Raw genomic sequence first — 26,090 nt, forward strand, 5'->3', positions numbered from 1 at the left:
CCGGCGCACGAGGATCAGCTGGTCTGATCCCAGGCCCGGGTTGACGGGCTTGAGCGCCGAGGGGGCCGGACCGCGGTTGCGGTGCTGAGCCGTCGAACACATGTTTCATTGTTGAGCACGAGTTCACGGACATGAGGGGTGATGTCACCGACTCTCTTGGGGAGTGGACTCGGCGTGGAGGATGACGAAAGAGGATGGATCGACAACAAGCGGCTCAATTCATGCTGGACTGTCTGCGCAAGATGACAGCGAAGAAGGGCTCGGATCTCTTCATCTCGGCCGGTTTTCCGCCCGCGTGCAAGATCAACGGACGCATGACCCCGATCAGCGAGCAACCCCTGACCGCGATGCAGACCAACGTGCTGGTCCGATCGATCATGAACGATCGCCAGGTCCGTGACTTCGACGCAACGAAGGAATGTAATTTCGCCATCAGTCCGCCGGGGATCGGGCGTTTTCGGGTCAATGCCTTCATCCAGCAGGGGCACTGTGGTGCGGTGTTACGCACCATCAACGCCCAGATTCCGGAACTCGATGCGCTCGGTCTCCCCCCGGTCCTGAAAGACATCGTCATGACGGAGCGCGGGCTGGTGCTTGTTGTCGGTGGCACGGGTTCGGGTAAGTCGACGTCGCTCGCGGCCATGCTCGGCTACCGCAACCAGCAAAGCCATGGTCACATCATTACCATCGAGGATCCGGTTGAGTACGTGCATCCTCACCGGAATTGTCTCATCACCCAGCGCGAGGTCGGCGTCGATACCGAGAGTTGGGAGATCGCGCTGATGAATACCCTCCGTCAGGCTCCGGATGTGATCTTGATCGGTGAAATCCGCAGTCGCGAGACGATGGAGCATGCCATCAACTTCGCCGAGACCGGACACCTCTGTTTGTCGACGCTCCATGCGAACAATGCTAACCAAGCACTCGATCGCATCATCAATCTCTTTCCCGAAGAGCGGCGCACACAGCTCCTGATGGATCTGTCCTTGAATCTGAAAGCGGTCATCTCCCAACGGCTCCTGCCATCCAGCGAAGGGGGACGTGTCGCGGCCGTCGAGATCATGATCAACTCGCCGCTGATTCAGGACCTGATCTTCAAGGGTGATGTCGGTTCGATCAAGAGCATCATGAAACGGTCACGTGAGTTGGGGATGCAGACCTTCGACATGGCGCTCTTCGATCTCTACGAAGCCGGCCAGATCAGCTATGAGGACGCCTTGCGCAGCGCCGATTCAATGAACGAGTTACGTCTGTCCATCAAGCTCGAGGGCCATGAGGCGCAGGGCCGCGATCCGTTCGCAGAGGCCGGAGGACTGCGCATGGTCGAGGACGACGAGGATTTGGAACCGAGTTTCCTCGTTGGGATCGGGGTCGGTGGAACGGATACACAACGACCGAAATCAAAGCCCTGAGATCACGCGCAGATGGACATCACGCCTTATCTTGAGATGATGATCCGGCACAATGCATCGGATCTCTTTTTCATCCCAGGCGCACCGGCGAAGATCAAGATCGAGGGCGTGATGCGCTCGATCGGCGACACCATTCTGACACCAGCCTTTTGTCGCGAAGCAGTTGCCTCACTGCTCGATGAGCAGCAGGCGCGCGTACTCGATGAGTCACTCGAGCTCGATTTCGCCATCGCACTGGAAGGTCGCGGCCGTTTTCGCGTCAACGTCTATCACCAGCGTGGCAGCCGGGCGATGGTTCTGCGGTACATTCGTGCCAGTATCCCAAGCGCGGAGGAGTTGAATCTCCCACCCGCCTTGAGTCAGTTGGTGATGCACAAACGCGGGATCATTCTCATGGTCGGCGCGACGGGTTCGGGCAAATCCACGACGCTTGCGGCGATGATCGATCATCGCAATCGGAACACGTCGGGCCATATCATCACGATCGAGGATCCGATCGAGTTCCTGCACCCTCATCAGCAGTGCGTCATCAGTCAACGGGAGTTGGGTCTGGATACGAAGAGCTTCGCGCACGCCTTGAAGAGTGCGCTGCGAGAAGCCCCAGACGTGATCCTGATCGGGGAAATCCGCACCCGCGAGACGATGGAGGCCGCCATCGAGTTAGCGGGCACCGGCCATCTCGCCATCTCGACCCTGCATGCGAACAATGCCTATCAAGCCTTGGAGCGGATCATCAACATGTTCCCCCAGGCGATGCACAAAACCCTCTTTACGGATCTTTCCTCCTATCTACGTGCGATCATTTCACAACGACTCGTCCGCACCAAGACAGGCTCACGTTGTGCCGCGATCGAGATCCTCGTGAACTCACCGCACGTTGCCGATCTGATTCGCGATGGGCGTGTCGACGCCATCCCGGAAACGATGCAGGGGCCAAGCGATGATGGCACCACAAGTTTCGACGACGCCCTACTCGCGCTCTATCGTGAGGGGACGATTGCACTTGAGGAGGCACTCGCGAACGCGGATTCCGCACCAAATCTCGAGGCTCGGATCAATTTTGGATAGCGTGGGGTGACGTGCCTCCCGCCGTGGACAGTCGGCCTTCAAGCACTCGGATGACATCACCTCAGTGAGAGCCACCGAGACCGCGTGACCGGCCACGGGCTGTTCGCAAGGCCGACGACCGCTCAGTGCGTGGTTCGTGACGACGTCGGACGATCAGGCCTGTGAGCCATCACCGAGCGGACGTCAGAACGTCATCTGGAGTCCTCGCACCTTGTCACGGAAGTCTCGTGTCACCGCTTCGGCGTCATGATCACTCGCAATGACCTTGGGGGTGAGGACGACGACCAGTTCCGTGCGGCGCGAGACGCGGTTGCGTTGCCCGAAGAGTGGCCCCGCGAATGGCAGATTGTAGAACCCAGGAACCCCTTGGTTCGTATTATTCTGCTCGTTTTGAATGAGGCCGCCGAGGACAACCGCCTGATTGGAGCGCACCGCCACGGAACTGGTGATGTTGCGGGTGGAGAAAGTCGGGGAGTCGAGTTCGGACCCTCCGCTGCCGGCTTGATCCACCGTGCTGACTTCCTGCTCGATCTCCATTTGGACCAACCCACCCGGCGTCACCCGTGGCTTCACCGACAGCATGACCCCGGTGGGGCGATATTGGATGGTGTTCACCACCCGATCCGATGCTTGAAAGCCCTGTTGTTGACTCGTTGCGATCGGCACTTCCTTGCCCACCTGGATCTTGGCGGTCTGATTGTCCAGAACCATCACGGACGGCGAGGACAAGACATTCACGAGGTTGTCCCGGGCCAGGGCACTCAGGGTTGCTCGGATCGTGCTCGGACGAGAGATCACGGCCCAGTTGAAGCCGGGGAAGGTGAGTCCGATGTCCGCGCTGTTGCCGCCACTGAGGGTGAGGTTACTGCGTTGCGACTCGGTGGCGAGTCCGAAGAAGTTCCACTGAACACCGTACTGTAGATTCCCCTCCAGACTGATCTCAACGATGGTTGCCTCCACGAGCACCTGTAGCGGTAGGATGTCGAGTTGCTTGAGGGCATCGAGGATCTTTTTGTAGTCGCGCGGACTGGCCCGAACCATTAAGGAGTTATTGGTCGCGTCAGCAACGATGCTCACGGATGATGACAGCAGGATCTCTCGGGACGAGCTCCGCCGCGCCTCGGCCTGCCCACTCGCACCGCCCCCATCCGCATCCTCCCCGAGGGAGCCGATCGACTGGCCGCGCAGACCTGGTGCCACACCGTCCACCGTGGGCCGCCGCCGTCCCTCGTCGCCACCGAACAGTTGGGACAGGGTATCGGCCAGATTCTCCGCATTGCCATGACGCACGCGATAGACGAATAGTCGTTCGGCGGCATCACCGGTCGCCTCGGCCATGTCGAGCCGCTCGATCCAGTTTTGTGCCTGCTGCAAGTAACTCGCCTGCGGCGAGACGACCAACAAGGCATTGGCGCTCTCGACAGGAACGAAGCGGAAGAGACCTTTGAATGGATTGCCTGTCTCGTCCGCAAGCAGGCCCTGGAGTTGATTCACCACCTCGTTCGCTCGGGCATACTCCAAGACGAAGAAGCCAACCGAGAGCCCAGACATCCAATCGACATCGAATACCCGGATCGTGTCGAGCAAGTTGCCCATATCCGGGCTGGTGCCAGCGATGACGATCAAGTTGCGCAGATTGTCGACGCGGATGATGCTGCCTTCGGGCGCGAGTGGCTGGAGGATGCTGTTCATCTCCTCGGCGCCAATGTACTGCAGCGGCACCACTTGGACGCTGTAGCCCTCTGGCAAGGCCCGCCCCGAGTCACCCAGTTGCGGGACCACGCGGCCCTGGATCGCATTGGCGAGCGGCACCACTTCGTAGCTCCCATCCACAAAGACGATCGCTGCATTGTTCATCCGCAGCAGCGTCTCGAGGGTGGGAATCAGATCCTCGCGGCGCAGGGGCCGTCCGGTCTGCAGTGAGGTGACGCCTTGCACCGCGGGATGGAGCACATAATTCACTTGCAGCAGATCACCGAGGATCACCTTGACCACTTCACGAATGTCGGTGCCGTCGAAGTTCAGGGTGACATCGCCAGGCGTGATGTCCCCTGGAGGCGGCCCGATTTCACGGACGAACCGGCCCGTGCCCCGCTGCAACGACTCGATCGGTGCAGCGCGCCCCGTCAACTCATCGTTCAGCGCAATGGTCGCGGCTTCGGGATCACTCGCCGGGATGAAGGCACGTTGACCGGATGGGAGGGTCCGCGTTCCGCTGTCTTGCATCTCGTCGATGCGCACCGTTGGATCCCAATAAGCGCGCTCGCAGGCCGACACGACAACCCCCATGACCACAAGCAGGATCAGGCGTCGCAGCAAGAAACGGGTCGCACACGTGCGACATGGGCTGATGAAGTGCATGGGCAGTCTGTTTGAAACGTGTTGGCTCGACACCTGCGATGTCAATTGTCCGGAAAATCAGGGCTCGGAAAATCGGGGGTCGGAATGATGTCAGGACCGATGTTAGGGGGACGAAACCCTTGCGGCAGGCGCCGCTGTAGTGCCTCGGGCGAGGCTGGCATCGATAATTTCCCGAAGTCTCGCAATATTAGCGTATCTTCGCGGCCCTGTCGCTCCAGCAAAATTCGATCAGGGAGGATGCCCGTGACCGACCAGCCGGCCAGGTCATCACCGATACGCAGCCGGCGGAGTTTTGGTTGGCCAGGATCCTGTACCCATGCGGCGACCAGTTCGGGAGTAATGATCACCGCATTGAGATCCATGCCGAGCAATGATGTTCCCAACTCGGGTTCGGGGATGGGCTCTTCCGCCATCGCATCCTCTTCCTCCGGCCGTCGTTCGAAGCGAAAGAGAGGACGCTCAATGACGCTTGCAAAGGCATCCTTCGGGTCCGTGGGCAGGAGCTGCGCGGTGGGATCGAACGGGGTCTCTGGTGACGCCTGCGTGGTGGGTTCGGTCGCGATAAGAGGCCCCGTTGGATCGGGAGGCCAATCCTTCCATTGGAGGAACAGCACCAGCGCCAGTGAGCACAGCGCTAGCAGCTGTAACCGCCCCCTCATGTCTCGCCCCCGAGCGTGAAGCCGAAGATGTCGAGTCGGATCGTCAGTTCTCCAACCGTGCTGATGGGGGAGCGGCGAATGCCGCGGGGATCTTGCGCGAGCGACTGCGGACGCGCCGATGAGCGCACCGAGAGTTGATCGACGAATAGGAATGGACGCGCCTGCTCGAGGTCGTAGAGCACATCAAGCAGTGTCTCGGTCGATGCCTGGATTTGGGTTCTGAGTCTGACACGAGGCGGATTCTCGTCAGGCTGAGACGGGAGCACTTGGGTGCTGATCAATCGGCCATTGGCTGCCGTGACGATATCCTGCACCGTGCGTTGGAGTTCGGCACCCGCCAAGGCGGCCGTCGGCGCACTAAAATAGAATGCCTTGAAACTCTCGTTGGAGCGGACACTCTCAAGCTCGCCCTGGAGTTGCGGAAGCGTTGCAATGATGCGTCGGAAACGGGCAAGTTGATCTTCACGATCAGCGATACTGGTTGCCAAGTGACCGAGCTCGTGGGTCCAGGCCGCCACCACCACGCCGAGCAACAGGACCGGCGCGACACCGAGCAACAGCCACGCTAGGACGCAGAAGAATTTCGAGCTGACCTGTTCGTTCATTCGTCTGCCATACGTGAGAACCGCAGTGAAATGTTGAATCGCTCCTTACCGGTTTGTGGAACCTGTGTCACGGGTGACCTGAATGAGACCGCGTCGATTCCGGGCGCGCGCTCCAATAAGCCGATCAGGGCGGTGGCTTGTCCAGATTCTCCGCGCAGTTCGACTTGACCATTGTTGTAGTCCAGGGTTTGGATCCAGGTGTCGTCCGGAATCCGGTCGGTCAGTTCTCGCAGGAGCACAAGGATGTTCGGCTCATCCCACCGCTGCTGCAAGACCGCGGTGCTGCCGAGTCGCGCGCGCTCCAACTCCTGGCGCAGATCATCGACCGCGACCACCTCGAGACGCACCCGTCTGAGCTCGTCCTCAAGGCTGGAGGCGACCCAATGGCGCTGCCAGAGAGGACTCAGCATGGCCACGGCCAACAACCCAGCGATGGCGACCCACACCAGCGTATTGAGGCTGAACAGGGTGAGTCGTGTTTGGGGTCGCTCCTGCGGCGGTAACAGATTGGCCCGGGGCCATGCACCCTCCCAGGTGATGCGATCGATGGGTGCCCCATCATTCTTGAAACGGTCAAGCCAGGCGTCGATGAGGTCGCGTCGACAGATGGCGAGATCGACGACGAGACGCGGAGCCCCTTTCGGGCCGGGCCGGGGCTGAAAGTCGTAGAGTACGTCGCTGGCCTGAAAGGGCGAAAGCCGATCCAATTCGTAGCGGATGACCTGCGCGAGGTTCGAGCGCACCTGCGCGGGCAGTGAGACGGTGCGCGTCAGCACCGTGTCGCGCGGCATGGACAGAACGCGCGACACCTTCACGTCAGGCCCGAATAACGCCTCCGATGAAAGCGGGAGCGCCGGATCGATCGAGACCTCTCCACCTGAGGTGCGGAGGCCGCCCGAGACCTTCGTCAACGAGGCCGTCGCGCCTGCGGGCTCGATGATGAGGCAATGCTCACGGCTGGCGAGGAAGCGTTTCAACGGGTCGGGCAAACACACGATCAGACGCCCACGGGTCGCCTGGTGGAGCCCGGCAAGACGCACCCTGGCGTCAGCAAGGCGCAAGGGGCTGAGGAGATTGAAACGATCGGTGATGGCCATAGCCTTGTGGTCGCAGTTTCTCAATCGATCCGGGGTGGCGCGCCTCCCTTGATCGGTGCCATCTCAAACCAGAGGCCGGAGTCTTGAATTCATCCTGGACAGCCGCCCGCGCCATGCGTCCAATGCGGTGCGCGCGAATCCACCGCCTGATCCAGCCCTCAATTCGGGCGTCTTCCCTAACCCAAGTCCACCCTGCGCGGGAACCTCATGCTTGACTGGGTCGAAGTGTACGTCCTGCTGCATTCACGACGCTAGTCGGTGGGGTCGTCTCAATTGGCGGTGACCTCGCCAATCTCCTGCGCTGCGCGCGATAACCCGAAACGACGCCAGCGGATCTCATAGGGTGGTTGCTGACCAGGCATGATCTCAATCAGGGCCTCCATCCGTCGTCCCAATCCGCGTTCGTCCTCCTCGCTCACCTCGATGCGATAGAGGGGACCGGCACGATCGACGAACATGGGTCCACCACCTTGCTCGAAGAGCGGGGCATCACGCTCGGCGATCTGGATCATGGCGTCTTCCAGGGTGAGGCCTTCCCGCGCGGCAAAGCCGACGGCCGAGGCATAACGTTCGTCATAACCGACTCCATCCAGATCGACACTGACCTCGGGGGCCATCAACCAATAGAGCTCCGGCGTCATACCGAGCACCTGCAAGAGTTCCTCGACCACCATGAAGGGGGCATTTTTCGGACCCACCGCGCGCTCCTGTTGGCGGTATTCGGCCGCTTCGGCACCGTGCAGGAGCGCCAGGTCGTCCTCGTCGCGCCAATCGACCATCGCCGCGGCGAGCGCCACGGCCTCGCCCTCGGCCACTCCCAAGACGGTCAAGAGAGCAGACAGGAGCTCGGGCGAGGCCTCGTTGAGATCGATCCTAGAGCTTTCATTGAACACCCGAATGCGGAGATCGACCCCGGCGAAGCGCCAGTCAACGGCCGTGCCGTTTGGTAACCAGACCACCGCATCGGGATTCATGGCATCGGGCGGCGGCATCATGAAATGCAGTGCCGTGAAGGCGACCGCCGCGTCCGCGACCACCCGGAAGCGAGCCCCGGAGAGGTGATTCTCCGTCAAGGCGGTTTCAGTGCGCTGTGCCGCGGTCAGGCCAAGCGCCATGACGGTCAGGAGGGTCAAGACCCAGAGCACCAGCACCAAGGCGATGCCGCGGTCACCCGCAGGCGTGCGAACGGCCTTCACAAGAGCCTCTGCGGGAGTCGGATCACCAGAGCGGGCCAGCTTTGCTCGGGCGTTGCAAGCCGAATCCGGACCAGCATCGGTAACAGGGCTTGATCCAGCCACTCGTCATGCCAGTCTGGCTCGACCGCCGCGTCGGCAAGCCCAAAGTAGGCGATTTCGAATTCCGCGACGCGATCCAGGAGCGGGGTGCGACCGAACGCCCCCGCGGCGAGGTCGATGTCGGTTGACAACCCGTCGAGAAAGAGTCTGGATTCCGAGGTCAGCGGCTCCCAGGCCGGAATGTTGCCAGATCCCTCAATGATCTCTGGATGAATCAACCAGCGGGTCAGCACCAGCGCGTCATCCGCTCCGCGCGCTTCGAGCCCGAGCCGCAGGACGTACAAGCCGGGCACGCCCACCTGCTCGGATAGGGGCGCGACGAATTCCAGCCGCTGCTGATCGCCGGCAAACACGATCACCGGTTGGGCATCGAGCATGAGAATGGTTGGACGCGTTTGGCTCAAGGTCGCGGCAAGGAAATCACGCGCCACGCGAACCTCCGAGACCCGCTCCGAGACCGCGTCCACGCCCTCCCAGGCGCGTGTCCCCAGCCGTAAACCCGAGAACAACATCAAGGTGATGAGACTGACGATGGCCAGCGCGATCAGCAACTCGATCAAGGTGAAACCTGGAGTCCGTGCCCAGGTGACGACGCGCTGAACAGCCGCGTCATGCATTGGACGCGATCTGAGAGTCACCGACTGCTGTCCACGTCCAGATTGAGAGGAGCCCATACCGCGGTCATGCCCATCGCGTCCGCGCCTCAAAATGGCGCGCCCAGGCGCAAGGTCGAGAGCGTGACACGACGAACCTGTGCGCCGTCCTGCCAGAGTGCCGTGGCCGTGACCCGAAAAGGCGTGATGGGTGCCGCCTCACTGCCAAACAGCTCATCGAGTTCGACCGATTGAATCACGATCTCCCAGTGGATGCCGCCCTCGGGGTCGCCTGTGACAACACCCTCCTCAAGGGGGATCTCATCACCCACCGCGTTCAGTTTCGACTCGACCAGCGAAGCCGCGCGACTGTACTGCGACGAGATCAGAGTGGCCCGACTGGCCTGAGTGAAGATTTGCATCAAGACACCGAGCGAAATCGCTAGGATGGCAAAGGCGACCAAGACCTCCAAGAGCGAGAAGCCGCGCTCACGCGCCCTCGGCGTGCTGAGCTGAATCATCCCGACACGACCTCCCTAGGGTTCCCATGGGGCCATGCGGACACGTCCGGTCAGCCAATTGACACCGATCTGATAGCCGGCATCACCGGACGCGATGACAATGCGACCACCCGTGGAGGTGCCATCGGGAAAGAAGCGGATGCCCCCGCGTTGCGCATCACGCATCTCGCGCTCCGCCCCCTCGAACGTCAACTCCAAGCGCTGTGGCAGGTTGATAGCGCGATGGCCTGGAATCTCGAGACGGCGCTCCTCAACGTCGACGATGAGCGTAAGTGGACGGCCCTGGCGGATCGCCTGCTCGCGGGCGAGGCGCAACCCCGTCACGGTGCGTCGCGCGGCGGCCTTCATCTCGACACCGGGCAGGGCGGCGGAGAACAAGGGTGGCACCGTGGAGATCGCCACGGCGGCAATCGCCAGCACGACCAGGAGTTCCACCAGGGTGAAGCCCTGGTGTCGTCCATCGCGAGCGGTGCATGCGTCCGCAACCATCGCATCCGCGCGTCTGATGGTCAGGTCACTCCCAGCTCAGAATGTCGGCATTCTCACCCTCGCCCCCCTCTCGATTGTCCGCCCCGAGGGACCAGATATCGAAGGGCCCGTGTTCGCCCGGGAACCGATAGTTGTAATCGAATCCCCATGGATCCTTCGGGACATCCCCCTTACGCAAGTAGGGGCCGTTCCAGTTCGCGACATTGGGTGGTCGTTCGACAAGCGCTTGCAGGCCCTCCGACTGGGTTGGATATCGGCCCACCTCCAAGCGATACATGTCGAGAGTGGCTGCCAGATTATCGATTTGCAGCTTGGCCGTCTTGGTTTTCGATGAACCTAGAAAATTCATGACCTGCGGGCCGACGAGACCCGCCAGTAGCCCAAGAATCGCCAACACCACGAGCAGCTCAACGAGGGTGAACCCGCGGGTTCGGTAGAGTTGAATAGAGGACATAGATCGACTCGACAGTCTCTGATGAAAAAGCATGCGCCACTCGAACACCGTTCGTGGAGCCAGAGATGTACGGATCGCGACGCGATCCAATGGATCCGACCACGGATCAGAACACCAGTTCGTTGGCCCCGAGGATGGCCAACAGGATTGACATGATGATGCCGGCCACGATGACGCCGAGTCCAATGATGAGGATCGGCTCGAGTAAGGTCAGCATACTCTGCACGCTCGTGCGCGTCTCCCGATCGTAGATGCTCGCGACCTTTGCGAGCATGGCATCGAGACTGCCGGACTCCTCTCCCACCCGGATCATCTGCAAGGCGAGTTCGGGCAGCACCGCCAGCCGTGCCAGCGGTCCCGCGAGTCCCCGGCCATGCTTCAGATCATCACTGACTTCATTGAGCAAGCCCGCCAACTTGCGGTTCGACACCACTTCCTTGGAGAGGGTCAGGGCACTGAGCAACGGCAGTCCGTTCTTCAGCAGGGTGGACAGCGTATGGCAGAGTCGAGCGGTCTCCATCTTCCAGACCAGGTCACCGAACAGTGGAACCCCAAGAATGTGCTGATCGAATCGGGCCCGTACGACTGGATCCTGGAGCCAACGCTCCAACACCACGGCCATCAGCGCCATGGCAACCAGCAGGGCCCACCAGGCATCGCGCAAAAAATCTCCGGCCGCAACCACGATTTGAGTGGGGAGCGGCAGGGCCTCGCCCATGTCATCAAAGAGCACGGTGAATTGCGGAACGACGAACACCAGCAACATGATCACGGACAATCCGGCAACCACCAAGAGGATGGAGGGATAGACCAAGGCAGAGGTGACGGTCTGACGCAGTTCGGCGAGCCGCTCGAGATAATCAGCAAGGCGGTCGAGCACCTGATTGAGGGCGCCGCTCGCCTCCCCAGCGCGCACCATGTTGACGTAAAGACGCGGAAATTGGCCATCCTGCATCTCCAGTGCGCCGGAGAAGGTCGCGCCACCACGGACCCGCTCCTGCAAGTCCGCCAGCACCCTGACGAGGTGCTCTTCGGTACTGAGGTCGACCAAGATCTGCAGCGAGCGGTCGAGGGTCATCCCAGCCTCGAGCAAGGTCGCCAGCTCGCGCGTCAGAATACTGATTTCTTTTTGACTCAGGCGGCGGCGCACCCGTGCGAAACGCGCCCGGAGTCCCACCGAGGAGCGCGTCTCGATCGGGATCAGGCCCTGTGATTGCAGCTGACGAACGAGCGTGGCCTCGTCGGCGGCCTCGAGTTCGCCTTCGATCGATTCACCGTCGAGCTTCACTGCTTTGTAAAAGAATTTCGGCAACCCGGATCCTCGCTACGGCCGCTCAACGGCTCTTGAAGGTGCCGCGGACAAGGCGCGTCCGCGGTCACCGCGCACCGCACGCCCCCCACTTGGCGTGCCTCTGCCATGGGAGATGGCTCAATCACTCATGCTGGCATCGCCTCCCTCGGCAACCCGCAAGACCTCCTCGATCGTGGTGCGTCCATCGAGGGCCTTGCGCAGGCCATCCAGATACATCGTCTCCATGCCTTCGGTCACCGCGATGCGCCGAATCTCGGTTGCCGTGGCATGGCTGAGAACCGCCTTGCGAATCGTGTCCGTCATCAAGAGCACCTCGGTGATGACGAGGCGGCCGCGGTATCCCGTGCCATTACAGGCGTCGCAACCGATCGGTCGATAGAGTTCCAGGTCACTGTGTGTTACCCCAAGGACGTCGAATCGCGCCGCCAGTTCTGGCAGCGCGGCATACGGCTCACGACAATGCGGGCAGAGCTTGCGCACCAGTCGCTGTGCCAGGATGCCATTGATCGTTGAGGTGAGCAGATAGTCCTCGACGCCCATTTCAAGCAACCGAGTCACGCCACTCGCCGCATCGTTGGTGTGCAGTGTCGAGAGCACGACATGGCCGGTGAGCGCGGATTGAACCGCGATTCGCGCCGTTTCCAGGTCACGCATCTCACCGACCATGATGACATCGGGATCCTGCCGAACGATGGCACGCAGGGCGCTCGCGAAGGTCATCCCGATCGCACTCTTGACCTGGATCTGGTTGATCCCCGCCAATTGATACTCCACGGGGTCCTCGACCGTGATGATCTTCCGCTCCTCGGTATTGATACGACTGAGGGCGGTATAGAGCGTGGTGCTCTTGCCAGAGCCCGTCGGGCCCGTCACCAAGAAGATGCCATAGGGCTTCTCCAGGATGTCTCTCAACCGCCGCCTTGGTGACCCATCGAAGCCGAGCGCATCGAGATCGAAACGCACGCTCTGCTTGTCGAGCAAACGCATCACGACGCTCTCTCCGAACATCGTCGGCACCGTCGAGACCCGCAGATCCAGTTCTCGTCCCTGGATGCGGATCGGGATGCGCCCATCTTGCGGCAAACGACGCTCGGCGATATTGAGTTTTGCCATGATCTTCACGCGTGAAATGACCGCGGCCGTGGAACGCACCGGCGGTGCATCGACCTCCCGCAGGATCCCATCGACGCGGTAACGCACCTTCAGTTCATCGGCAAAGGGTTCGATATGAATGTCCGAGGCGCGGGACTCCAGGGCCTTCTGAATGAGTTGATTCACCATTCGGATCACTGGAGCTTCACTCGCGAGATCCTTCAGGTGCTCGATGTCTTCCTCATCGAAATCCCCCATCGTGCTGTCGGCGGCCGTCGGCGCTTCCTCGACCTTTTCGTACAGCCGTTCGAGGGCGCGCTCGATCTCGCTCGGCAATGCGACATAGGCTTGGATCGGTTTGCCCCCGGCCATCTGCATGGCCGCGATCGCAAACGCATCGAGGGGATGGGCGAAGGCCACCTTGATCGACTCCGCGTCTTCGGACAGCGGCAAGATCTTCGCATCTTTCAGGAAACGAAAACTGAAGACGTCCTCGCGCACCGGCTCGGAGGGAAAGAGAGCCGCTTCCCCGAGCGGCAGATTCATGACCTCGGAGATCGTTTGCGCCATGTCACGCTCGGAGATCAGCCCGAGGCGCACCAGCATGGGCAACAAGGGCTCACCGGCATCATCGGCCAGTCGACGCGCGCGTGCGAGGTCACCTAATGAGAGCTTCCCCGCGGCTTGCAGATGTGCAACCACCGCACGTGCCGCGGCCCACTCCGGGTCATCGTCGAGAACGACCGGCGGGGTTTCGGGCACGGCGTCATCGGCCATGGCGCGGGTTGCGGCGGAGTCCGTCGCGGGGGGCGCGTCCACGGGCGCAAGGATCTCGTGATCATCGCGTTTCGCGGTGATGCGCGGGATGGCGTCGAGGATCGCGTCGTCATGCATGGGTCGTGCTCCGGTCTCGATCGAACAAAGCGGCAGTCACCGGCCAGTGGATCATACCGCGCCCCTCTTCCACCACCACGCGGGGGCCATCACGTCAATTCGAGGCCGGCGCGTCAGCCCGCTCGACCAACCGGACTTTCACGTGAATCATGGCGTAGATGACCGCCCAGGCGCCGATCAGCATCCATTGTTCGTGAACCGGCAAGCGCGGTGAAGCAACCGCGCAAGCCGCCACCGTGGCCATGATGACATAGGCCCGCATCAGAGTGCGACGGTGGCTCCATCCGGCGAGAACAAGACGTTGGTAATGGTGTGAACGATGGGGTTCCCAGATCCGTTCGCCGCGGATCAGGCGCGCCAACAGGGTCCAGGTGGCATCCAGGATGAAGGGCGAGAAGAGCAGCCATGCGCTCCACAGCGGAAACAGGCCAAGAGCGCTGCCCCAGAGTGAGAAGGCAGCGACCAGCAGACCAAGGCTCGAGGAACCCGCGTCGCCGAGGAAGATGCGGGCAGGCGGGAAATTGGCGCTCAGAAAACCTGCCGCCGCGAGGGCAATGCTCGCCGCCGCGAAGGCGAACAGGGGTTCGCCGCCGCTCCAGCCCAGGATGGCGAAGGCGGCGAAACCGAAGACCGCCATGCCGCCGGCGAGGCCGTCCATGCCGTCCATGAAGTTATAAAGGTTGATCAGCCAAATGACGTAGACGAGGGTGGCGGCCAGTGCCACGGCGCTTGGCCAAGTGAGGGTCCAGCCTGGTAATTCGAGCATCTGCCACCGCAAGTGACCGACGAAGAGGAGCAGAGCCGCGCTGGCTTGCGCCAGCAGTCGCAGCCGCCGCGAGACGCCGCCAAAATCATCCAGCAGGGCCATGGCCGCGACCGGGATCAGCGCCGCCAGGATCCAGGCCAACTCGCTGAACGAGCGCGCGAGAACACCCAGGAGCAGCAGCGCGCAGAGGACCCCGGCGAGGACCGCGAGGCCCCCACTGCGGGGCACCGGGACGCTATGGAGTGAGCGCGCGTTCGGGTGATCGATCGGACTGAAGCGCACGCCATGACCAGCCAACCATTGCGTGAGCAAGACACTGACGCAAAAGGCTGTGCCGGTTGCAAGGAGCGGCGGCATGAGCGAATCGAACATGGGTTGATGATCCTTGTCATGGACTCGCGGGCATCACGCAATCGCTCGGAATGCGATCGGGATGCGATCGGCGACACCCCGAGCCGTCTGCGATGGGCGCGCAGGTCACGTCTTCCAGCCCAGTCGACGCACCAGAGCGCGTGGCGGTGCAGCGGACCCCGCGACGCGCAAAGGTTGGCGAATAACCGTCCCAGATTGGCACAGTCGACTCAAGTGGCCGGCAACCGTGGTCGCAACAGGGCCTTCTCGACCTGATCACGCACGTCTTCACCACACAAGAGGTCGATGAGTTGCAAAGCGAAATCCAGGGCTGTTCCAGGGCCGCGTGAGGTCACCAGGGTTCCATCGACGACCACGGGGTCATCGCTGAAACGCACGCCAGGATACTCTGATCGATCGATTGCCCCGGGATAGTGAGTGACTGTGCGACCCTCCAAGAGTCCTGCCGTGGCAAGCACCTTGGGCGCGGCGCAGATGGCGGCGATGTAACGACCCGCCGCCTGGTGTCTGCGCAACAGGGCAATGATCCGCGTGTCGGCAGCCAAATGGTCCGCACCCGGCAAGCCGCCTGGCAGGACGACCAGATCGAACAGACGATCAGCAAGGTCGTCGAGTTGGGTGTCCGCAATCAGGACGGTGCCCCGGCTGGCGCGCACTGGCCGCGCATCGAGCCCCGCGGTCACCACCTCGATGGCGGCACGGCGCAGGAGGTCGATCAAAGTGACGGCTTCAAGCTCCTCGCAGCCCTGGGCAAGGGGGATGAGAACAGTCGGCATGGTCTATCTGCCCTTCATATCGATCGCGAAGAGACCGCACGCCAGGCGGGGCGGATGCTCATCGCTGATTGAATGACCCAAGAATATTCAAACCCTTGAGCACATTCAGTGCTTCGGACAATTGGAAATCCTCGGCCACCAAGGACACCCTGTCCTCGGTCTCATCGACTGCTGACGACAGTGGTTCGTCTTCAAGGTGTCGAATCAGGTCCGCCTCCTTCAAGGCACGCAGTTCGCTCGATGACAGCGGTGTGAACTCACCCCGCTCCAGGATGATATCCGGCACGATCCCTTGCGCCTGGATCGAGCGACCCGAGGGGGTGTAGTAGCGCGCGGTCGTCAATTTCAGTGCGGTGGATTCGTCGATCGGCACGATGGTCTGAACCGAGCCTTTCCCGAAGGTTGGGTGACCCATGACGATGGCGCGCTGATGATCCTGCAGCGCACCCGCGACGATCTCGGAGGCCGAGGCGCTTCCCCCATTGACGAGCACCACGATCGGCGCACCCGTCAGAACGTCGTCGGGGCCGGCTTGGAACTGGAGCTGACTCTCTTGTTGGCGGCCTTTGGTGTAGACGATCAAGCCGTCGGTCAAAAAGGCATCGCTGACGCCCACCGCACTGTTGAGAACCCCTCCCGGATTGTTGCGCAGATCGAGCACGAGCCCTTTCAGCGCCCCGTCATGCTCCGCCTTCAACGCCTCGACCGCTTTGATGACATCCTCGGTGGTTCGGGCCTGGAAATGCGAGACGCGAACATAACCGAAACCCGGCTCGAGCATCCGGCTGCGCACGCTCGCAACCTGGATGACCGCTCGCTCAATGGTGACATCGAATGGACGTTCGGCGCTGTCGCGCATCACCGTCAGTTCGATTTCGGTCCCCGGCGCGCCACGCATCAGATTGACCGCCTCGTTGAGGCTGAGCCCCTTCACGGGCTTTTGATCGATGCGCATGATGGTATCGCCAGCCTGCAGCCCAGCACGCTGAGCCGGGGTGTCATCGATCGGCGCGATCACCTTCACGAAGCCATCTTCCATTCCGACCTCGATCCCGAGACCGCCGAACTCGCCACTGGTGCCGACCTGGAGATCGCGGAATTCCTCGCTGTTCAGATACGCCGAGTGCGGATCGAGACTCGAGAGCATGCCGCGGATGGCACCCTCGAGCAGTGCCTTGTCCTGAACACCCTCGACATACTCGTCCTTAATGCGTCCGAAGACCTCGGCGAAGGCCCGCAGGTCGGAGAGCGGGAGATCATTCCCTGCCGGCTTGGATGCCTCCGCGGAGCGATCTGGAGCCGTTTCGGCGACAGCGCTCGGGACCCAGGCGACCAACCCCAGCAGGCTCGTCGCGAGCGTCGCGCCCAGGAGCAGGTGGCGGGGGCCAATCGGGATGAAGGCTGGTGTGATTGCATGCATGTTGGCGTCACAGTCGGTTTGTAATGAGGACGTCGTCGTTGTGAGGACGTGTCTTGGTGGCCCGTGGCAGTCTGCGCAGGATGCTGACCCTGACCACCCGCATCAACAGGGCTTGGCTCGCGGCCGATCAGCCGGTCAGTGTATTCGAACGCTTCGATGCTTTAACCATATGAAGCAAGGTAGGGATGATCGCGCGCATTGCACGTCCGGCTGCTCCTTCTGGCTGTTCGTTCAAGCTGGGGGCGATGGCCGCGCGCTCACTCTCACTCAAGGGGCCTCTTGTCTTTCGCACCGGTCACGGCCGATTGATTCGATCCGCATGTGTGTGCTCCGTTCCCGCAATCCGCAAAGCGACCCGACACACCGATGCCTCGCCTAAGCGCGCCTCGGCGCGAGTCACCTCATCCCGACACCTTAGGCGGCACACCGAACCGGTCGAGTCCGCCGCACCAAGCGGCCGGATCCTGTGGCTGGCCCTCGTGGCGAATCGCGAAATAGAGCCCGGGCACGTCACGCCCGCCACTGTTGCCCGACAGAGCGATCACGTCGCCTGTTGAGACCCATTCGCCCGGCTCTTTCAATAAGACGTCGTTATGGCCGTAGATCGACATATACCCTTCGCCGTGATCCAAGACCAACACCATGCCAAACCCGCGCATCCAGTCCGCGTGCAGCACCCGCCCGTCGTAGATGGCCCGCACCTCCTCGCCGACCCGCGTGGCCAGGAGAACACCGTCCCAGCGCAGCTCCGAGTCCTCCTTCGGGGTATTGAAGGCGACGAGCACTTCGGGATGCAAGAGGGGCGCATTCAAATGACCCTTATGCGTATGAAATGGTTCGCGCTGGATCGCGAGTTCAGCGTGAATCTGCGCGCGCTGTTGCAGATGCAGCACCAGCAACCGCAGGGACTCGGCATCGCGTTCGAGAACCTCGAGACTGCCGCTATGCTCCGTGATGCTGGCTTCCAATTCAGCCAAGACCGCGGCACGTTGCTCACGCGCCGCCTCCAAGCCTTGTCGTGCGTGGTCCTGCTCGCGTGCCAATTCGACCAAACGCGAGGCTTCGCGTTCGGCATCGTGCGCCAAGCGCGTGAGACGCTCGACACGAACCTGAATCGCTGCGACACGCCGCAATTGTTCCTGATTGAGATAGGCAAAGTACGATAAAATCCGGCTTGCTTTCGCGGTATCCTCCTGATTCAGGAACAATCGCAAGCGATCCGCTCGCCCCATCACGTACGCCGTACGGATCAAGTCGGACCAGATGTCCAACTCGCGATCGAGTGCTTCGTGCTCCTCAAGATGGCGCACGCGCAAGGCCTCGGCAACGCGGTTCTGCTCGGTCAGTTCTTGCTCCAACTGACGACCCCGCAAGGACGCGACCGCGACCTCCCGTTCTCGCCGCTCGAGCTCCTCGATCAGCGCTTGTCGATCCGCCTGCCGCGCCGTCAAGGCCTCACCCAATGACTCGACCTGCTGTTCGATCGATTGCAGATCCTTGGTCCGAGCCCGCAAGACCTCATCGGACGCCCACCCCGCCTCTATGACGGCACAGATCATGGTGAGCGTCAGGATGAGAAAGAGCGAGCGCGGGGGGGGAAGACGCTCATGTGCTGCGGCGGGCATCGGCATTTGGATCAAGGGCAGGCGTGTCTGGCGCGGTTGTCCAACGGCATGAGGCAAGATCGTTCTCGAGGTCTGGTTAGACTCGGTCTGGCGTCGATTATAAACGCCAGCCCCGGGGGATCTCGGGGATTCGCGCAAGGTGTCGCGTCCAGCCTGAGCAGTCGAGCGGATTTCCGGATCCTGGACATGACAGGATCGGCGCATGCTCTTCGCAAGCAGACCGGAAGAGTTTATTATTGTATAGTGATAAATTGATCGAACAGGATCCGATGGTGAGCAACCTCAGTCAATCGACCCGCCCGGTCCTGAACGACCCGTTGGACGAGCGTGGCGAAATCAATCTCTTTGCCGATGATGCCGACATCGAGCGCGCGTCGCGGTCGTTGAAGGCGATGTCACATCCGCTGCGCCTGAAGATCCTCTGCACCCTGGGTGACCAAGAGGTCAGTGTGCAGGAGATCGTGGATCACGTCGGCACCTCACAGAGCAACATCTCCCAACATCTCGCGATCCTGCGCGACAAGGGTATCCTGGCCTCCAGGAAGGATGCCAACCGCGTGTACTACCGCGTCAGCGATGGTCGAACGCTGCAATTGATCGGGATGATGCGTGAGGTCTTTTGCAGTCACGCACACTGACTGATCACGCATGCGGCGGATGACGTTCGCGGCTTGCCTCCTTATACTGCGTCCCCTTGAACATTCCCCGGGCAGACGCGGACGCACGACCCAGATCCTGCGTTCGGTGGTTTGAGCAAGCACTGCTCAGGCCGATCCGGTACTGCCCCCGTCATGAGATCGCAAAGCGATGTTGCTAGACCAATTGCTGGAATTCATTGGTAACCACTGGTACCTCTTCCTCGCCCTGGCCGTCATCGTCGGCCTGCTGACGCACAACATCATCGTTGGCGGCAAAGGCAGCGTCGAGCCATTGGGGGCGACCGAAATGATCAACCATCAAGATGCGATCGTCGTCGATGTACGTCCCGCCGCGGACTATGCGAAAGGACACATCATCAACGCCATCAATATCCCGATGAATGGTTTCAAGAATCAGATCGGAACGCTCGTCAAGCACAAGACCAAGCCGATTATCGTCAACTGTCGTTCTGGTGCTCAATCCTCGATCGCCTGTCAGCAGTTGCGCAAGGAAGGTTTCGAACAGGTTTTCAACCTGCGTGGCGGCATCATGGGCTGGGAGGCGGCGAGCCTGCCGCTGACGCGCAAGAAGCGCTGACCCGCTGGGAATCACAGCGGCTAGAACACCGAGCACGCACGCCAGCGCGCAGGATTCATGCGGTGGTGACCAAGGGGTGAGTGCCCCGCCCGCACCGACGGTCCCGGATGCCTGTTGCGTCCTGTCGTCCTACGCTTGGGTTCGTGTTGGCGCGGTTCCGAGCTTCAATCACCCGATCAGGAGATCCCCCCATGGCAGAGCCAGATCACAGTCAACCGGGACAATCCACGCCGGAGCGCCAATTCTCGGTGCAGCGCATCTTCATCAAGGATGTCTCCTTCGAATCCCCGAATGCCCCCGACGTCTTTCGTGGTGAGTGGAAGCCGGCACACGAACTCAATGTCGCCACCAAGGTCAATGCCTTGCAAAGCGATCTCTATGAGGTGGTGCTCTCCGTCACGGTCTCGGCGAAGCTCGCCGAGAAAACCGCCTTCATCGTCGAGGTCCAACAGGCCGGAATCTTCGGTATCAGCGGCTTCAATGACCAGGAAATGGGGGCCATGGTCGGTGCCTACTGCCCCAATCTGCTTTTCCCCTATGCGCGTGAGGCCATCACCGACCTCGTCTCGAAGGGAAGCTTCCCTCAATTGGTTCTCCAGCACGTCAACTTCGATGCCCTCTACGCCCAGCATCAACAAGAGGCGCTGCAACGTGCCAAGGACGAGGAGGCGGCTGCGCCGAAACCACATTGAGCCACCGCATGGGTGCCACGATCGCCGTCCTTGGCGCCGGTTCATGGGGCACGGCACTCGCGATCTTGCTGTGTCGCAACGGTCATCGGGTTCGTCTCTGGGGCCATGAGCGCGAACAGGTCGAGGCCCTGGTGCGCGATCGGGAAAATCGCCTGTTTCTTCCGGGCGTCCCTCTCCCCGCCGAACTGGTCCCGACACCCTCGTTGGCGCACGCCCTTGAGGGCGCGAGCGACTGCCTGATCGTGGTACCGAGCCATGCCTTTCGGCAGGTTGCCGAACAGACCGCGCGCCACCTTCCCCCGGATCTCGGCGTGGCCTGGGCGACCAAGGGCTTGGATCCCGCTAGCGGAGAGCTGCTGCACACGGTCTCACAGTCCGTGCTGGGCGAGCGGGCGTTGGCGGTCGTCTCCGGGCCGAGTTTCGCACTCGAGGTCGCCCATGGGCTTCCGACGGCCGTGACCGTCGCCTGTGCCGATCACGGCTTCGCGGAGCGCATCGCCCGACTCCTGCATGGAGGACGGTTTCGCGCCTATACCAGCTCCGATATCGTTGGCGTCGAGGTCTGCGGCGCCGCCAAGAACGTGCTCGCGATCGCAACCGGGATTGCTGACGGTCTCGGTTTTGGCGCCAATACCCGGGCCGCACTCATCACGCGCGGCCTAGCCGAGTTGATTCGCATCGGCGATGCCCTAGGTGGTCGCAAGGAGACCTTCATGGGGCTGGCAGGGATCGGCGATCTGGTCTTGACCTGTACCGATGATCAATCCCGAAATCGACGATTGGGTCTCGCCCTGGCCAGCGGGGCCAGTCTGGCCGAAGCGCAAGCCGTCATTGGTCAGGAGGTGGAGGGGGTGGTGACGGCACTGGCCATGCATCGGCTCGCGACGCGCCTGAAGATCGAGATGCCCATTAGTGAGCAAGTCTATCGGGTCCTCTACGAGGCCGTCTCGCCCGAGACCGCGACACAGACCTTGCTCGAGCGCGAGCCGAAAGCCGAGTTTGGCTGAAGCGGCGGTCGACTCATCGCTCTCGACCTGTGTCCTGGGGTCCCTGGCCCTGCACAGGCGGCACTGTCGGATCGCCGCCAGACGGAACCGTCAAGGCCCCTTGGCCGCGGTTCCGAGAACCGCGCCAGCGAAATCCTGTTGGCGCCAGGCCTCGAACAAGACGATGGCGACCGCGTTCGCCAGATTCAGGCTTCGACTCTCGGGCTGCATGGGGATGCGCAGCCGGTAGGTAGGGCGAATGGTCTCGAGCAGCGACGTTGGTAGACCACGCGTTTCGGGACCAAAGAGAAAGGCATCACCCGGTTCGAAGCGAGGTTGCGTATAGGCCGTGAGCCCGCGTGTCGTGAGCGCGAACAGGCGCCGGGGGCTGATGGCCGCGAGACCTGTCACCCAATCAGGGTGTACCCGCACCTGCGCCCATTCCCGATAGTCAAGGCCGGCTCGACGCAAGCGGCGATCCTCGAGACGAAATCCCAACGGTTCGATCAGATGCAACCGTAAGCCGGCATTGGCGCAGAGTCGCATCACATTCCCCGTATTTGGCGGAATCTCGGGCTCGTAGAGGATGACATCGAACATGACTGGTCCTTAGACTCTAACAACGCCCACGCACGCGCCATCCAGCGCGGCTCAGGCCTCTTCCGACATTGACCCAGTGGGCCAGCGGTTGACCCCTGCTCAATGACGCATGCTATATTAAGAATTCGGTAACTTCTAACATCGCCGCGCCATCGCGGCCATCTCCCCTGGGGGACCAGACTATGAGCGATATCGCTGCGCTAAAACAAGAAAAGCAAGATCTCATCAACAAAATGCTCGAGATGCAGAAACAGTTCATCGAACACGAGCGCGAGCACGGCGTGACGGGGAAGGATTACTGGGCACCAAGTGAGGGATTACTGGTTGGCTACCGGCAGGAATACATGGACATGGCCAACCGCGTGGTCGATATCGCCCATGAAATCGTCGGTTCGTCACGCCTGTGACGGGGTTGACCTCCTGACCGATCCCCACCGATCGAGCCTGCTCGCTCGATCGGTCTCGCTCCAGCTGCCCCCCACCTGCATCCGCGCAATCCCAGCGAAGACCCATTACGCAAGGATCGACAGCGCCGAAAGGCAGAGCCTCGTTCGCGGGCTAGGCGTGCTCATCACGCAGATGTTCGATGTACTTCGGGGTGTCGGTCATCTCCAACCTGACCGCCGTGCCAACGGCATCGAGTGAGGTGTCGCTGCCCTCGAAGTGCAGCAACACACGCGCGTGGCCGCGGCTCGTCAGGGGCACGGGGATCATGTCGCGATAGGTATAGATGTTCTCCTCGATATCCCCGCCGCGACCGATCAAGGGAGCGGCTGGAATCCCCGAGGACAGACTGGCCTCCTCAAGGATCAGATCACCAGCCTGCCACCAACGGGTCCGCTCCTTCGATCCAGTCATCGTCTTGATGAGATAGGCGCGGGAAAAATGCACGCGTAAGACCCCCTCGCGACACTCAATCGAGTCGATTTCACTGCCCCTGAGGTCGATACTTGTCATGTCCAAGGTGATTGCTCTCCAATAGAAACGCCAGAGTCAAAAAAGCGTCATGGCGGACGCACCGCGGCTCGCAGCGAGAGTATTGGGGCAACCCACAAGAATCGCAGCCCTGATCACGTCAGACCTGGCACTCAGCTCGGCGTGGTCACATCCGGATCCGTCTCGATATCCAGTTGGAGTTCCTTGATTTTTCGCGTCAGGGTATTCCGTCCCCAGCCCAGCAGCTTGGCCGCCTCCTGTCGGTGACCTCCAGTATGCTCAAGCGCGGTCTGAATCAGGATCTGTTCGAATGCCGGCAGGGCATGATCGAGCAGGGAGACCTGCCCCTGCTTCAGGCTTTGACGAACCCAACGTCGAAAGACCGTCTCCCAGGGTTCGTCTGGCGTGGATTCAGCATAGGAGGCATTGAGCTCGGGCGGCAGGTCCTCGGCGTGAATCTCCTTGCCCGAGGCCATGACGGTGACCCAGCGCGCCGTATTTTCCAGTTGCCGGACATTGCCGGGCCAATCGAGATGCTGCAGCAGATCGATGGCGCTTTGCGCAAGCAATTTGGGTTCGCAACTGAGCTCAACAGCCGCTTGGCTGAGAAAATGCCGCATCAGGAGCGGGATGTCTTCACGGCGGTGACGAAGGGCCGGTAAATGAATCCGGATGACATTGAGCCGGTGGAATAAATCCTCACGAAAGCGTCCCTGGCGAACCAATTCCTCGAGGTTCTGATGGGTCGCGGCGATGATCCGAACGTCGACACGCGTCGGCGCCACACCACCGACCCGATAGAACTCACCATCGGCGAGCACGCGCAGGAGCCGGGTCTGTAGCTCCGCGGGCATGTCGCCGATCTCATCGAGAAAAAGCGTTCCACCATTGGCTTGCTCGAAACGCCCGGTGCGGCGACTCTGAGCCCCGGTAAAGGACCCCCGCTCGTGACCGAAGAGCTCTGACTCCAGCAGATCGCGTGGGATCGCGGCCATGTTCAGGGCGATGAAGGGATGATCGCTCCTTGGACTGTGACGATGTAGGGCGCGGGCCACCAGTTCCTTGCCCGTTCCGGATTCGCCATTGATCAGCACGGTGATGTTCGAGCGTGCCAGTCGACCGATCGCACGAAAGACCTCCTGCATCGACGGGGCTTCACCGATGATGTCCGGCGACTGATGGATCACCACCTCTTCCGTGCGTTCACTCTGTCCTCGGCGGCACGCCCGGTTGACTTGGCTGACGGCCTCGTCGATATCGAACGGCTTCGGGAGATACTCGAATGCCCCCCCGTGAAAAGCGGACACGGCACTGTCGAGATCCGAGTGCGCGGTCATGATGATCACGGGCAGGTTGGGATAGCGTGCTGAGATCTGGCGCAAGAGGTCGAGTCCATCGAGTCCCGGCATCCGCACATCCGTGATGATGACATCCGGTTGTTCCCGATAGAGAGCCTCCATGACTCCAACTCCATTGGAAAAACAGGTGACGTGCATTTCGGCCTTGCGCAGGGCGCGTTCGAGAACCCAGCGGATGGATCTGTCGTCATCGATCACCCAAACCTTGGGCTCTCTAGTCATGGACCTTCTCCAACGGCAGATAAACGTAGAAGATCGTCTCGCCAGGACGACTTTGACATTCGATCAGACCATCATGCTGATGGATCAAGTCCTGAGCGATCGCCAGACCCAAGCCACTGCCGCCTTGTCGGCCCGAGACCATGGGGAAGAAGATTTGATCCTTAATCTCATCGGGCACACCCGCTCCGTTGTCCTGGACTTGCGCCTTGAGCACGAGTCGGTGCCGGCAATGGCCAATCGTGAATTGGCGCTGAACACGTGTTTTAAATTCGATGTGCCCGGCGGTGCCCGCCGCCGCCGCGGCATTGCGCGCGAGATTGAGAAAGGCTTGGATCAACTGATCCTGATCGGCCTCAAAGATGGGGATACTGGGGTCGTAGTCTCGCGAGACACTTGGGCCGAGCGGATATTCGGCGCTGATCAATCCCCGCACATGTTCCAAGACGTTATGGACATTCACGGGACCACACCGTCGCGAGCGATTGGGCACGGCCATTCGATCGACGAGATCCTGCAAACGGTCGGCTTCATCGATGATGATGCGGGTGTAATCGCGCAGCTCAGGATCGGCGAGTTCCCGTTCCAGCAGTTGTGCCGCGCCGCGCAAACCTCCTAATGGATTCTTGATTTCATGCGCCAGCCCGCTGATCATGGTGCGCGTGGCCTGATGTTGCGACAAAAGCTGCTCTTCCCTGGTGATCCGAAGTTGTCGATCAACCTGAGTGAGTTCGACCAACAACTGAACCTCCGCACTAAAATAGTGCAAAGGCAGAATCGTGCAATTCACGGTCTTCATGCGCCCATCCGATGCGAAGACATTGACCTCGCGCTCAGTGAACGGGTGACGTGACGCGAGCGCCGCACGCAGCCGCCCCTCGACATCCGCATCCGGGCAGGGCAGGATCTGTGACGCATGTTGCCCCAACATGTGACGTGCACTGACCTCGAACAGCATCTCCGCCGCTGGATTCAGGTAAAGCAGGCTCAATGCGTTGTCGAAGAGCAGCGCGGCGGTGTTCATGTGGTCGAGAACCGTGCGCTCGAAATCGGATTTTTTAACTGATAATTCAATCATCTTGATTCGATCGACTGGCTCGGACGATCGCGCGACCAAACACGCAAACGTGCGAATGGGGGTTATCGTACGGCGGCTCGGTCGGAACCTGGGTTGACGACGACACCAGCCGGATCCTGATCACTTCATCAGCTCATTAAGCGAGAATCGTACCAATCAATACTCTTAGTGAGC

The 26,090-nt window shown here is 61.3% G+C and carries 26 protein-coding genes; 7 read left to right on the top strand and 19 right to left on the bottom strand.

The annotated features are described in order from the left end of the window. Positions 1-194: 194 nt before the first annotated feature. A complete protein-coding gene (locus CKO25_RS10020; protein ID WP_242467541.1) occupies positions 195-1,412 on the top strand; it encodes a PilT/PilU family type 4a pilus ATPase in 1,218 nt (405 codons plus the stop codon). Positions 1,413-1,424: 12 nt separating this feature from the next. Continuing rightward, a complete protein-coding gene (locus CKO25_RS10025) occupies positions 1,425-2,480 on the top strand; it encodes a PilT/PilU family type 4a pilus ATPase (protein ID WP_200387800.1) in 1,056 nt (351 codons plus the stop codon). Positions 2,481-2,663: 183 nt separating this feature from the next. Here the strand turns inward: CKO25_RS10025 and gspD are convergent, their stop codons facing one another. From gspD to CKO25_RS10100, 15 genes are all read right to left on the bottom strand, one after another. After that, positions 2,664-4,841: a type II secretion system secretin GspD gene (gene gspD / locus CKO25_RS10030; protein WP_200387801.1), complete on the bottom strand. Its 2,178-nt coding sequence runs from the start codon at positions 4,839-4,841 to the stop codon at positions 2,664-2,666. Between the two features lie 41 nt (positions 4,842-4,882). Further along, complete coding sequence (locus tag CKO25_RS10035; protein WP_200387802.1) at positions 4,883-5,500, bottom strand: type II secretion system protein N; 618 nt, start codon at positions 5,498-5,500, stop codon at positions 4,883-4,885. Beyond that, complete coding sequence (gspM, locus tag CKO25_RS10040; RefSeq protein WP_200387803.1) at positions 5,497-6,105, bottom strand: type II secretion system protein GspM; 609 nt, start codon at positions 6,103-6,105, stop codon at positions 5,497-5,499. Before gspM ends, CKO25_RS10035 begins: the two co-directional genes overlap by 4 nt. Next, positions 6,102-7,202, bottom strand: coding sequence for a PilN domain-containing protein (locus CKO25_RS10045; protein WP_200387804.1), 1,101 nt, complete (start codon positions 7,200-7,202; stop codon positions 6,102-6,104). The genes gspM and CKO25_RS10045 overlap by 4 nt, the downstream gene beginning before the upstream one ends. 269 nt (positions 7,203-7,471) lie before the next feature. Next, a complete protein-coding gene (locus tag CKO25_RS10050; RefSeq protein ID WP_338115102.1) occupies positions 7,472-8,398 on the bottom strand; it encodes a type II secretion system minor pseudopilin in 927 nt (308 codons plus the stop codon). After that, positions 8,395-9,114, bottom strand: a complete 720-nt coding sequence (locus tag CKO25_RS10055) for a prepilin-type N-terminal cleavage/methylation domain-containing protein (RefSeq protein WP_200387805.1) — start codon at positions 9,112-9,114, stop codon at positions 8,395-8,397. The genes CKO25_RS10050 and CKO25_RS10055 overlap by 4 nt, the downstream gene beginning before the upstream one ends. An 86-nt stretch (positions 9,115-9,200) precedes the next feature. Next, positions 9,201-9,611: a type IV pilus modification PilV family protein gene (locus CKO25_RS10060; RefSeq protein ID WP_200387806.1), complete on the bottom strand. Its 411-nt coding sequence runs from the start codon at positions 9,609-9,611 to the stop codon at positions 9,201-9,203. A gap of 15 nt (positions 9,612-9,626) precedes the next feature. Next, positions 9,627-10,100, bottom strand: coding sequence for a GspH/FimT family pseudopilin (locus CKO25_RS10065; protein WP_200387807.1), 474 nt, complete (start codon positions 10,098-10,100; stop codon positions 9,627-9,629). 25 nt (positions 10,101-10,125) lie between these two features. Next, positions 10,126-10,554, bottom strand: coding sequence for a type II secretion system major pseudopilin GspG (gspG, locus tag CKO25_RS10070; RefSeq protein ID WP_200387808.1), 429 nt, complete (start codon positions 10,552-10,554; stop codon positions 10,126-10,128). Between the two features lie 106 nt (positions 10,555-10,660). Continuing rightward, the gene (locus CKO25_RS10075; protein WP_200387809.1) at positions 10,661-11,866 is read right to left on the bottom strand and encodes a type II secretion system F family protein; all 1,206 of its coding nucleotides are present in this window, start codon (positions 11,864-11,866) and stop codon (positions 10,661-10,663) included. Between the two features lie 117 nt (positions 11,867-11,983). Continuing rightward, positions 11,984-13,852, bottom strand: a complete 1,869-nt coding sequence (gene gspE, locus CKO25_RS10080; protein WP_200387810.1) for a type II secretion system ATPase GspE — start codon at positions 13,850-13,852, stop codon at positions 11,984-11,986. A gap of 94 nt (positions 13,853-13,946) precedes the next feature. Next, positions 13,947-14,990 carry an MraY family glycosyltransferase gene (locus tag CKO25_RS10085; protein WP_200387811.1) on the bottom strand — a complete coding sequence of 348 codons (1,044 nt, stop codon included), beginning with the start codon at positions 14,988-14,990 and terminating at the stop codon, positions 13,947-13,949. A 209-nt stretch (positions 14,991-15,199) separates the two neighbouring features. Next, positions 15,200-15,766, bottom strand: a complete 567-nt coding sequence (locus CKO25_RS10090; RefSeq protein WP_200387812.1) for a DJ-1 family glyoxalase III — start codon at positions 15,764-15,766, stop codon at positions 15,200-15,202. A 58-nt stretch (positions 15,767-15,824) separates the two neighbouring features. Continuing rightward, positions 15,825-17,186 (bottom strand): S41 family peptidase, encoded by a 1,362-nt coding sequence (locus CKO25_RS10095; RefSeq protein ID WP_200387813.1) that lies wholly within the window; start codon positions 17,184-17,186, stop codon positions 15,825-15,827. Between the two features lie 401 nt (positions 17,187-17,587). Beyond that, a complete protein-coding gene (locus tag CKO25_RS10100; protein WP_242467542.1) occupies positions 17,588-18,868 on the bottom strand; it encodes a murein hydrolase activator EnvC family protein in 1,281 nt (426 codons plus the stop codon). 212 nt (positions 18,869-19,080) lie between these two features. Here CKO25_RS10100 and CKO25_RS10105 point away from each other — a divergent pair, with 212 nt between their 5' ends. From CKO25_RS10105 to CKO25_RS10120, 4 genes are all read left to right on the top strand, one after another. Beyond that, positions 19,081-19,449, top strand: a complete 369-nt coding sequence (locus tag CKO25_RS10105; RefSeq protein WP_200387915.1) for an ArsR/SmtB family transcription factor — start codon at positions 19,081-19,083, stop codon at positions 19,447-19,449. A gap of 169 nt (positions 19,450-19,618) precedes the next feature. Continuing rightward, positions 19,619-20,047: a rhodanese-like domain-containing protein gene (locus tag CKO25_RS10110; protein WP_200387814.1), complete on the top strand. Its 429-nt coding sequence runs from the start codon at positions 19,619-19,621 to the stop codon at positions 20,045-20,047. Between the two features lie 191 nt (positions 20,048-20,238). Continuing rightward, on the top strand, positions 20,239-20,739 hold the full coding sequence (gene secB, locus CKO25_RS10115; RefSeq protein ID WP_200387815.1) for a protein-export chaperone SecB: 501 nt from the start codon (positions 20,239-20,241) through the stop codon (positions 20,737-20,739). A gap of 8 nt (positions 20,740-20,747) precedes the next feature. After that, the gene (locus tag CKO25_RS10120) at positions 20,748-21,746 is read left to right on the top strand and encodes an NAD(P)H-dependent glycerol-3-phosphate dehydrogenase (RefSeq protein ID WP_200387816.1); all 999 of its coding nucleotides are present in this window, start codon (positions 20,748-20,750) and stop codon (positions 21,744-21,746) included. 90 nt (positions 21,747-21,836) lie between these two features. Here CKO25_RS10120 and CKO25_RS10125 read toward each other — a convergent pair whose 3' ends face one another. Next, positions 21,837-22,325, bottom strand: a complete 489-nt coding sequence (locus CKO25_RS10125) for a tRNA (cytidine(34)-2'-O)-methyltransferase (RefSeq protein ID WP_200387817.1) — start codon at positions 22,323-22,325, stop codon at positions 21,837-21,839. Positions 22,326-22,507: 182 nt separating this feature from the next. On the opposite strand from CKO25_RS10125, the gene CKO25_RS10130 reads away from it, so the two are divergent. After that, the gene (locus tag CKO25_RS10130) at positions 22,508-22,732 is read left to right on the top strand and encodes a hypothetical protein (RefSeq protein WP_200387818.1); all 225 of its coding nucleotides are present in this window, start codon (positions 22,508-22,510) and stop codon (positions 22,730-22,732) included. 151 nt (positions 22,733-22,883) lie between these two features. On the opposite strand, the gene CKO25_RS10135 is transcribed toward CKO25_RS10130, so the two are convergent. The 3 genes from CKO25_RS10135 to glnL form a co-directional block, all read right to left on the bottom strand. Next, positions 22,884-23,282: a hypothetical protein gene (locus tag CKO25_RS10135; RefSeq protein ID WP_338115105.1), complete on the bottom strand. Its 399-nt coding sequence runs from the start codon at positions 23,280-23,282 to the stop codon at positions 22,884-22,886. Between the two features lie 131 nt (positions 23,283-23,413). Next, positions 23,414-24,841 carry a nitrogen regulation protein NR(I) gene (ntrC, locus tag CKO25_RS10140; RefSeq protein WP_200387820.1) on the bottom strand — a complete coding sequence of 476 codons (1,428 nt, stop codon included), beginning with the start codon at positions 24,839-24,841 and terminating at the stop codon, positions 23,414-23,416. Next, positions 24,834-25,916: a nitrogen regulation protein NR(II) gene (gene glnL / locus CKO25_RS10145; RefSeq protein WP_200387821.1), complete on the bottom strand. Its 1,083-nt coding sequence runs from the start codon at positions 25,914-25,916 to the stop codon at positions 24,834-24,836. Before glnL ends, ntrC begins: the two co-directional genes overlap by 8 nt. Between the last annotated feature and the right edge of the window lie 174 nt (positions 25,917-26,090).

The organism is Thiocapsa imhoffii (assembly GCF_016583985.1).
Taxonomy (GTDB): Bacteria; Pseudomonadota; Gammaproteobacteria; order Chromatiales; family Chromatiaceae; genus Thiocapsa; species Thiocapsa imhoffii.

Excerpts from the sequence above, each read along its gene's own strand:
- CKO25_RS10020 (WP_242467541.1), top strand. The coding sequence starts at position 195 with ATGGATCGACAACAAGCGGCTCAATTCATGCTGGACTGTCTGCGCAAG.
- CKO25_RS10025 (WP_200387800.1), top strand. The coding sequence starts at position 1,425 with ATGGACATCACGCCTTATCTTGAGATGATGATCCGGCACAATGCATCG.
- gspD (WP_200387801.1), bottom strand. The coding sequence starts at position 4,841 with ATGCACTTCATCAGCCCATGTCGCACGTGTGCGACCCGTTTCTTGCTG.
- CKO25_RS10035 (WP_200387802.1), bottom strand. The coding sequence starts at position 5,500 with ATGAGGGGGCGGTTACAGCTGCTAGCGCTGTGCTCACTGGCGCTGGTG.
- gspM (WP_200387803.1), bottom strand. The coding sequence starts at position 6,105 with ATGAACGAACAGGTCAGCTCGAAATTCTTCTGCGTCCTAGCGTGGCTG.
- CKO25_RS10045 (WP_200387804.1), bottom strand. The coding sequence starts at position 7,202 with ATGGCCATCACCGATCGTTTCAATCTCCTCAGCCCCTTGCGCCTTGCT.
- CKO25_RS10055 (WP_200387805.1), bottom strand. The coding sequence starts at position 9,114 with ATGCATGACGCGGCTGTTCAGCGCGTCGTCACCTGGGCACGGACTCCA.
- CKO25_RS10060 (WP_200387806.1), bottom strand. The coding sequence starts at position 9,611 with ATGATTCAGCTCAGCACGCCGAGGGCGCGTGAGCGCGGCTTCTCGCTC.
- CKO25_RS10065 (WP_200387807.1), bottom strand. The coding sequence starts at position 10,100 with ATGGTTGCGGACGCATGCACCGCTCGCGATGGACGACACCAGGGCTTC.
- gspG (WP_200387808.1), bottom strand. The coding sequence starts at position 10,554 with ATGTCCTCTATTCAACTCTACCGAACCCGCGGGTTCACCCTCGTTGAG.
- gspE (WP_200387810.1), bottom strand. The coding sequence starts at position 13,852 with ATGCATGACGACGCGATCCTCGACGCCATCCCGCGCATCACCGCGAAA.
- CKO25_RS10085 (WP_200387811.1), bottom strand. The coding sequence starts at position 14,990 with ATGTTCGATTCGCTCATGCCGCCGCTCCTTGCAACCGGCACAGCCTTT.
- CKO25_RS10090 (WP_200387812.1), bottom strand. The coding sequence starts at position 15,766 with ATGCCGACTGTTCTCATCCCCCTTGCCCAGGGCTGCGAGGAGCTTGAA.
- CKO25_RS10095 (WP_200387813.1), bottom strand. The coding sequence starts at position 17,186 with ATGCATGCAATCACACCAGCCTTCATCCCGATTGGCCCCCGCCACCTG.
- CKO25_RS10105 (WP_200387915.1), top strand. The coding sequence starts at position 19,081 with ATGGTGAGCAACCTCAGTCAATCGACCCGCCCGGTCCTGAACGACCCG.
- CKO25_RS10110 (WP_200387814.1), top strand. The coding sequence starts at position 19,619 with ATGTTGCTAGACCAATTGCTGGAATTCATTGGTAACCACTGGTACCTC.
- secB (WP_200387815.1), top strand. The coding sequence starts at position 20,239 with ATGGCAGAGCCAGATCACAGTCAACCGGGACAATCCACGCCGGAGCGC.
- CKO25_RS10120 (WP_200387816.1), top strand. The coding sequence starts at position 20,748 with ATGGGTGCCACGATCGCCGTCCTTGGCGCCGGTTCATGGGGCACGGCA.
- CKO25_RS10125 (WP_200387817.1), bottom strand. The coding sequence starts at position 22,325 with ATGTTCGATGTCATCCTCTACGAGCCCGAGATTCCGCCAAATACGGGG.
- CKO25_RS10130 (WP_200387818.1), top strand. The coding sequence starts at position 22,508 with ATGAGCGATATCGCTGCGCTAAAACAAGAAAAGCAAGATCTCATCAAC.
- CKO25_RS10135 (WP_338115105.1), bottom strand. The coding sequence starts at position 23,282 with ATGACAAGTATCGACCTCAGGGGCAGTGAAATCGACTCGATTGAGTGT.
- ntrC (WP_200387820.1), bottom strand. The coding sequence starts at position 24,841 with ATGACTAGAGAGCCCAAGGTTTGGGTGATCGATGACGACAGATCCATC.
- glnL (WP_200387821.1), bottom strand. The coding sequence starts at position 25,916 with ATGATTGAATTATCAGTTAAAAAATCCGATTTCGAGCGCACGGTTCTC.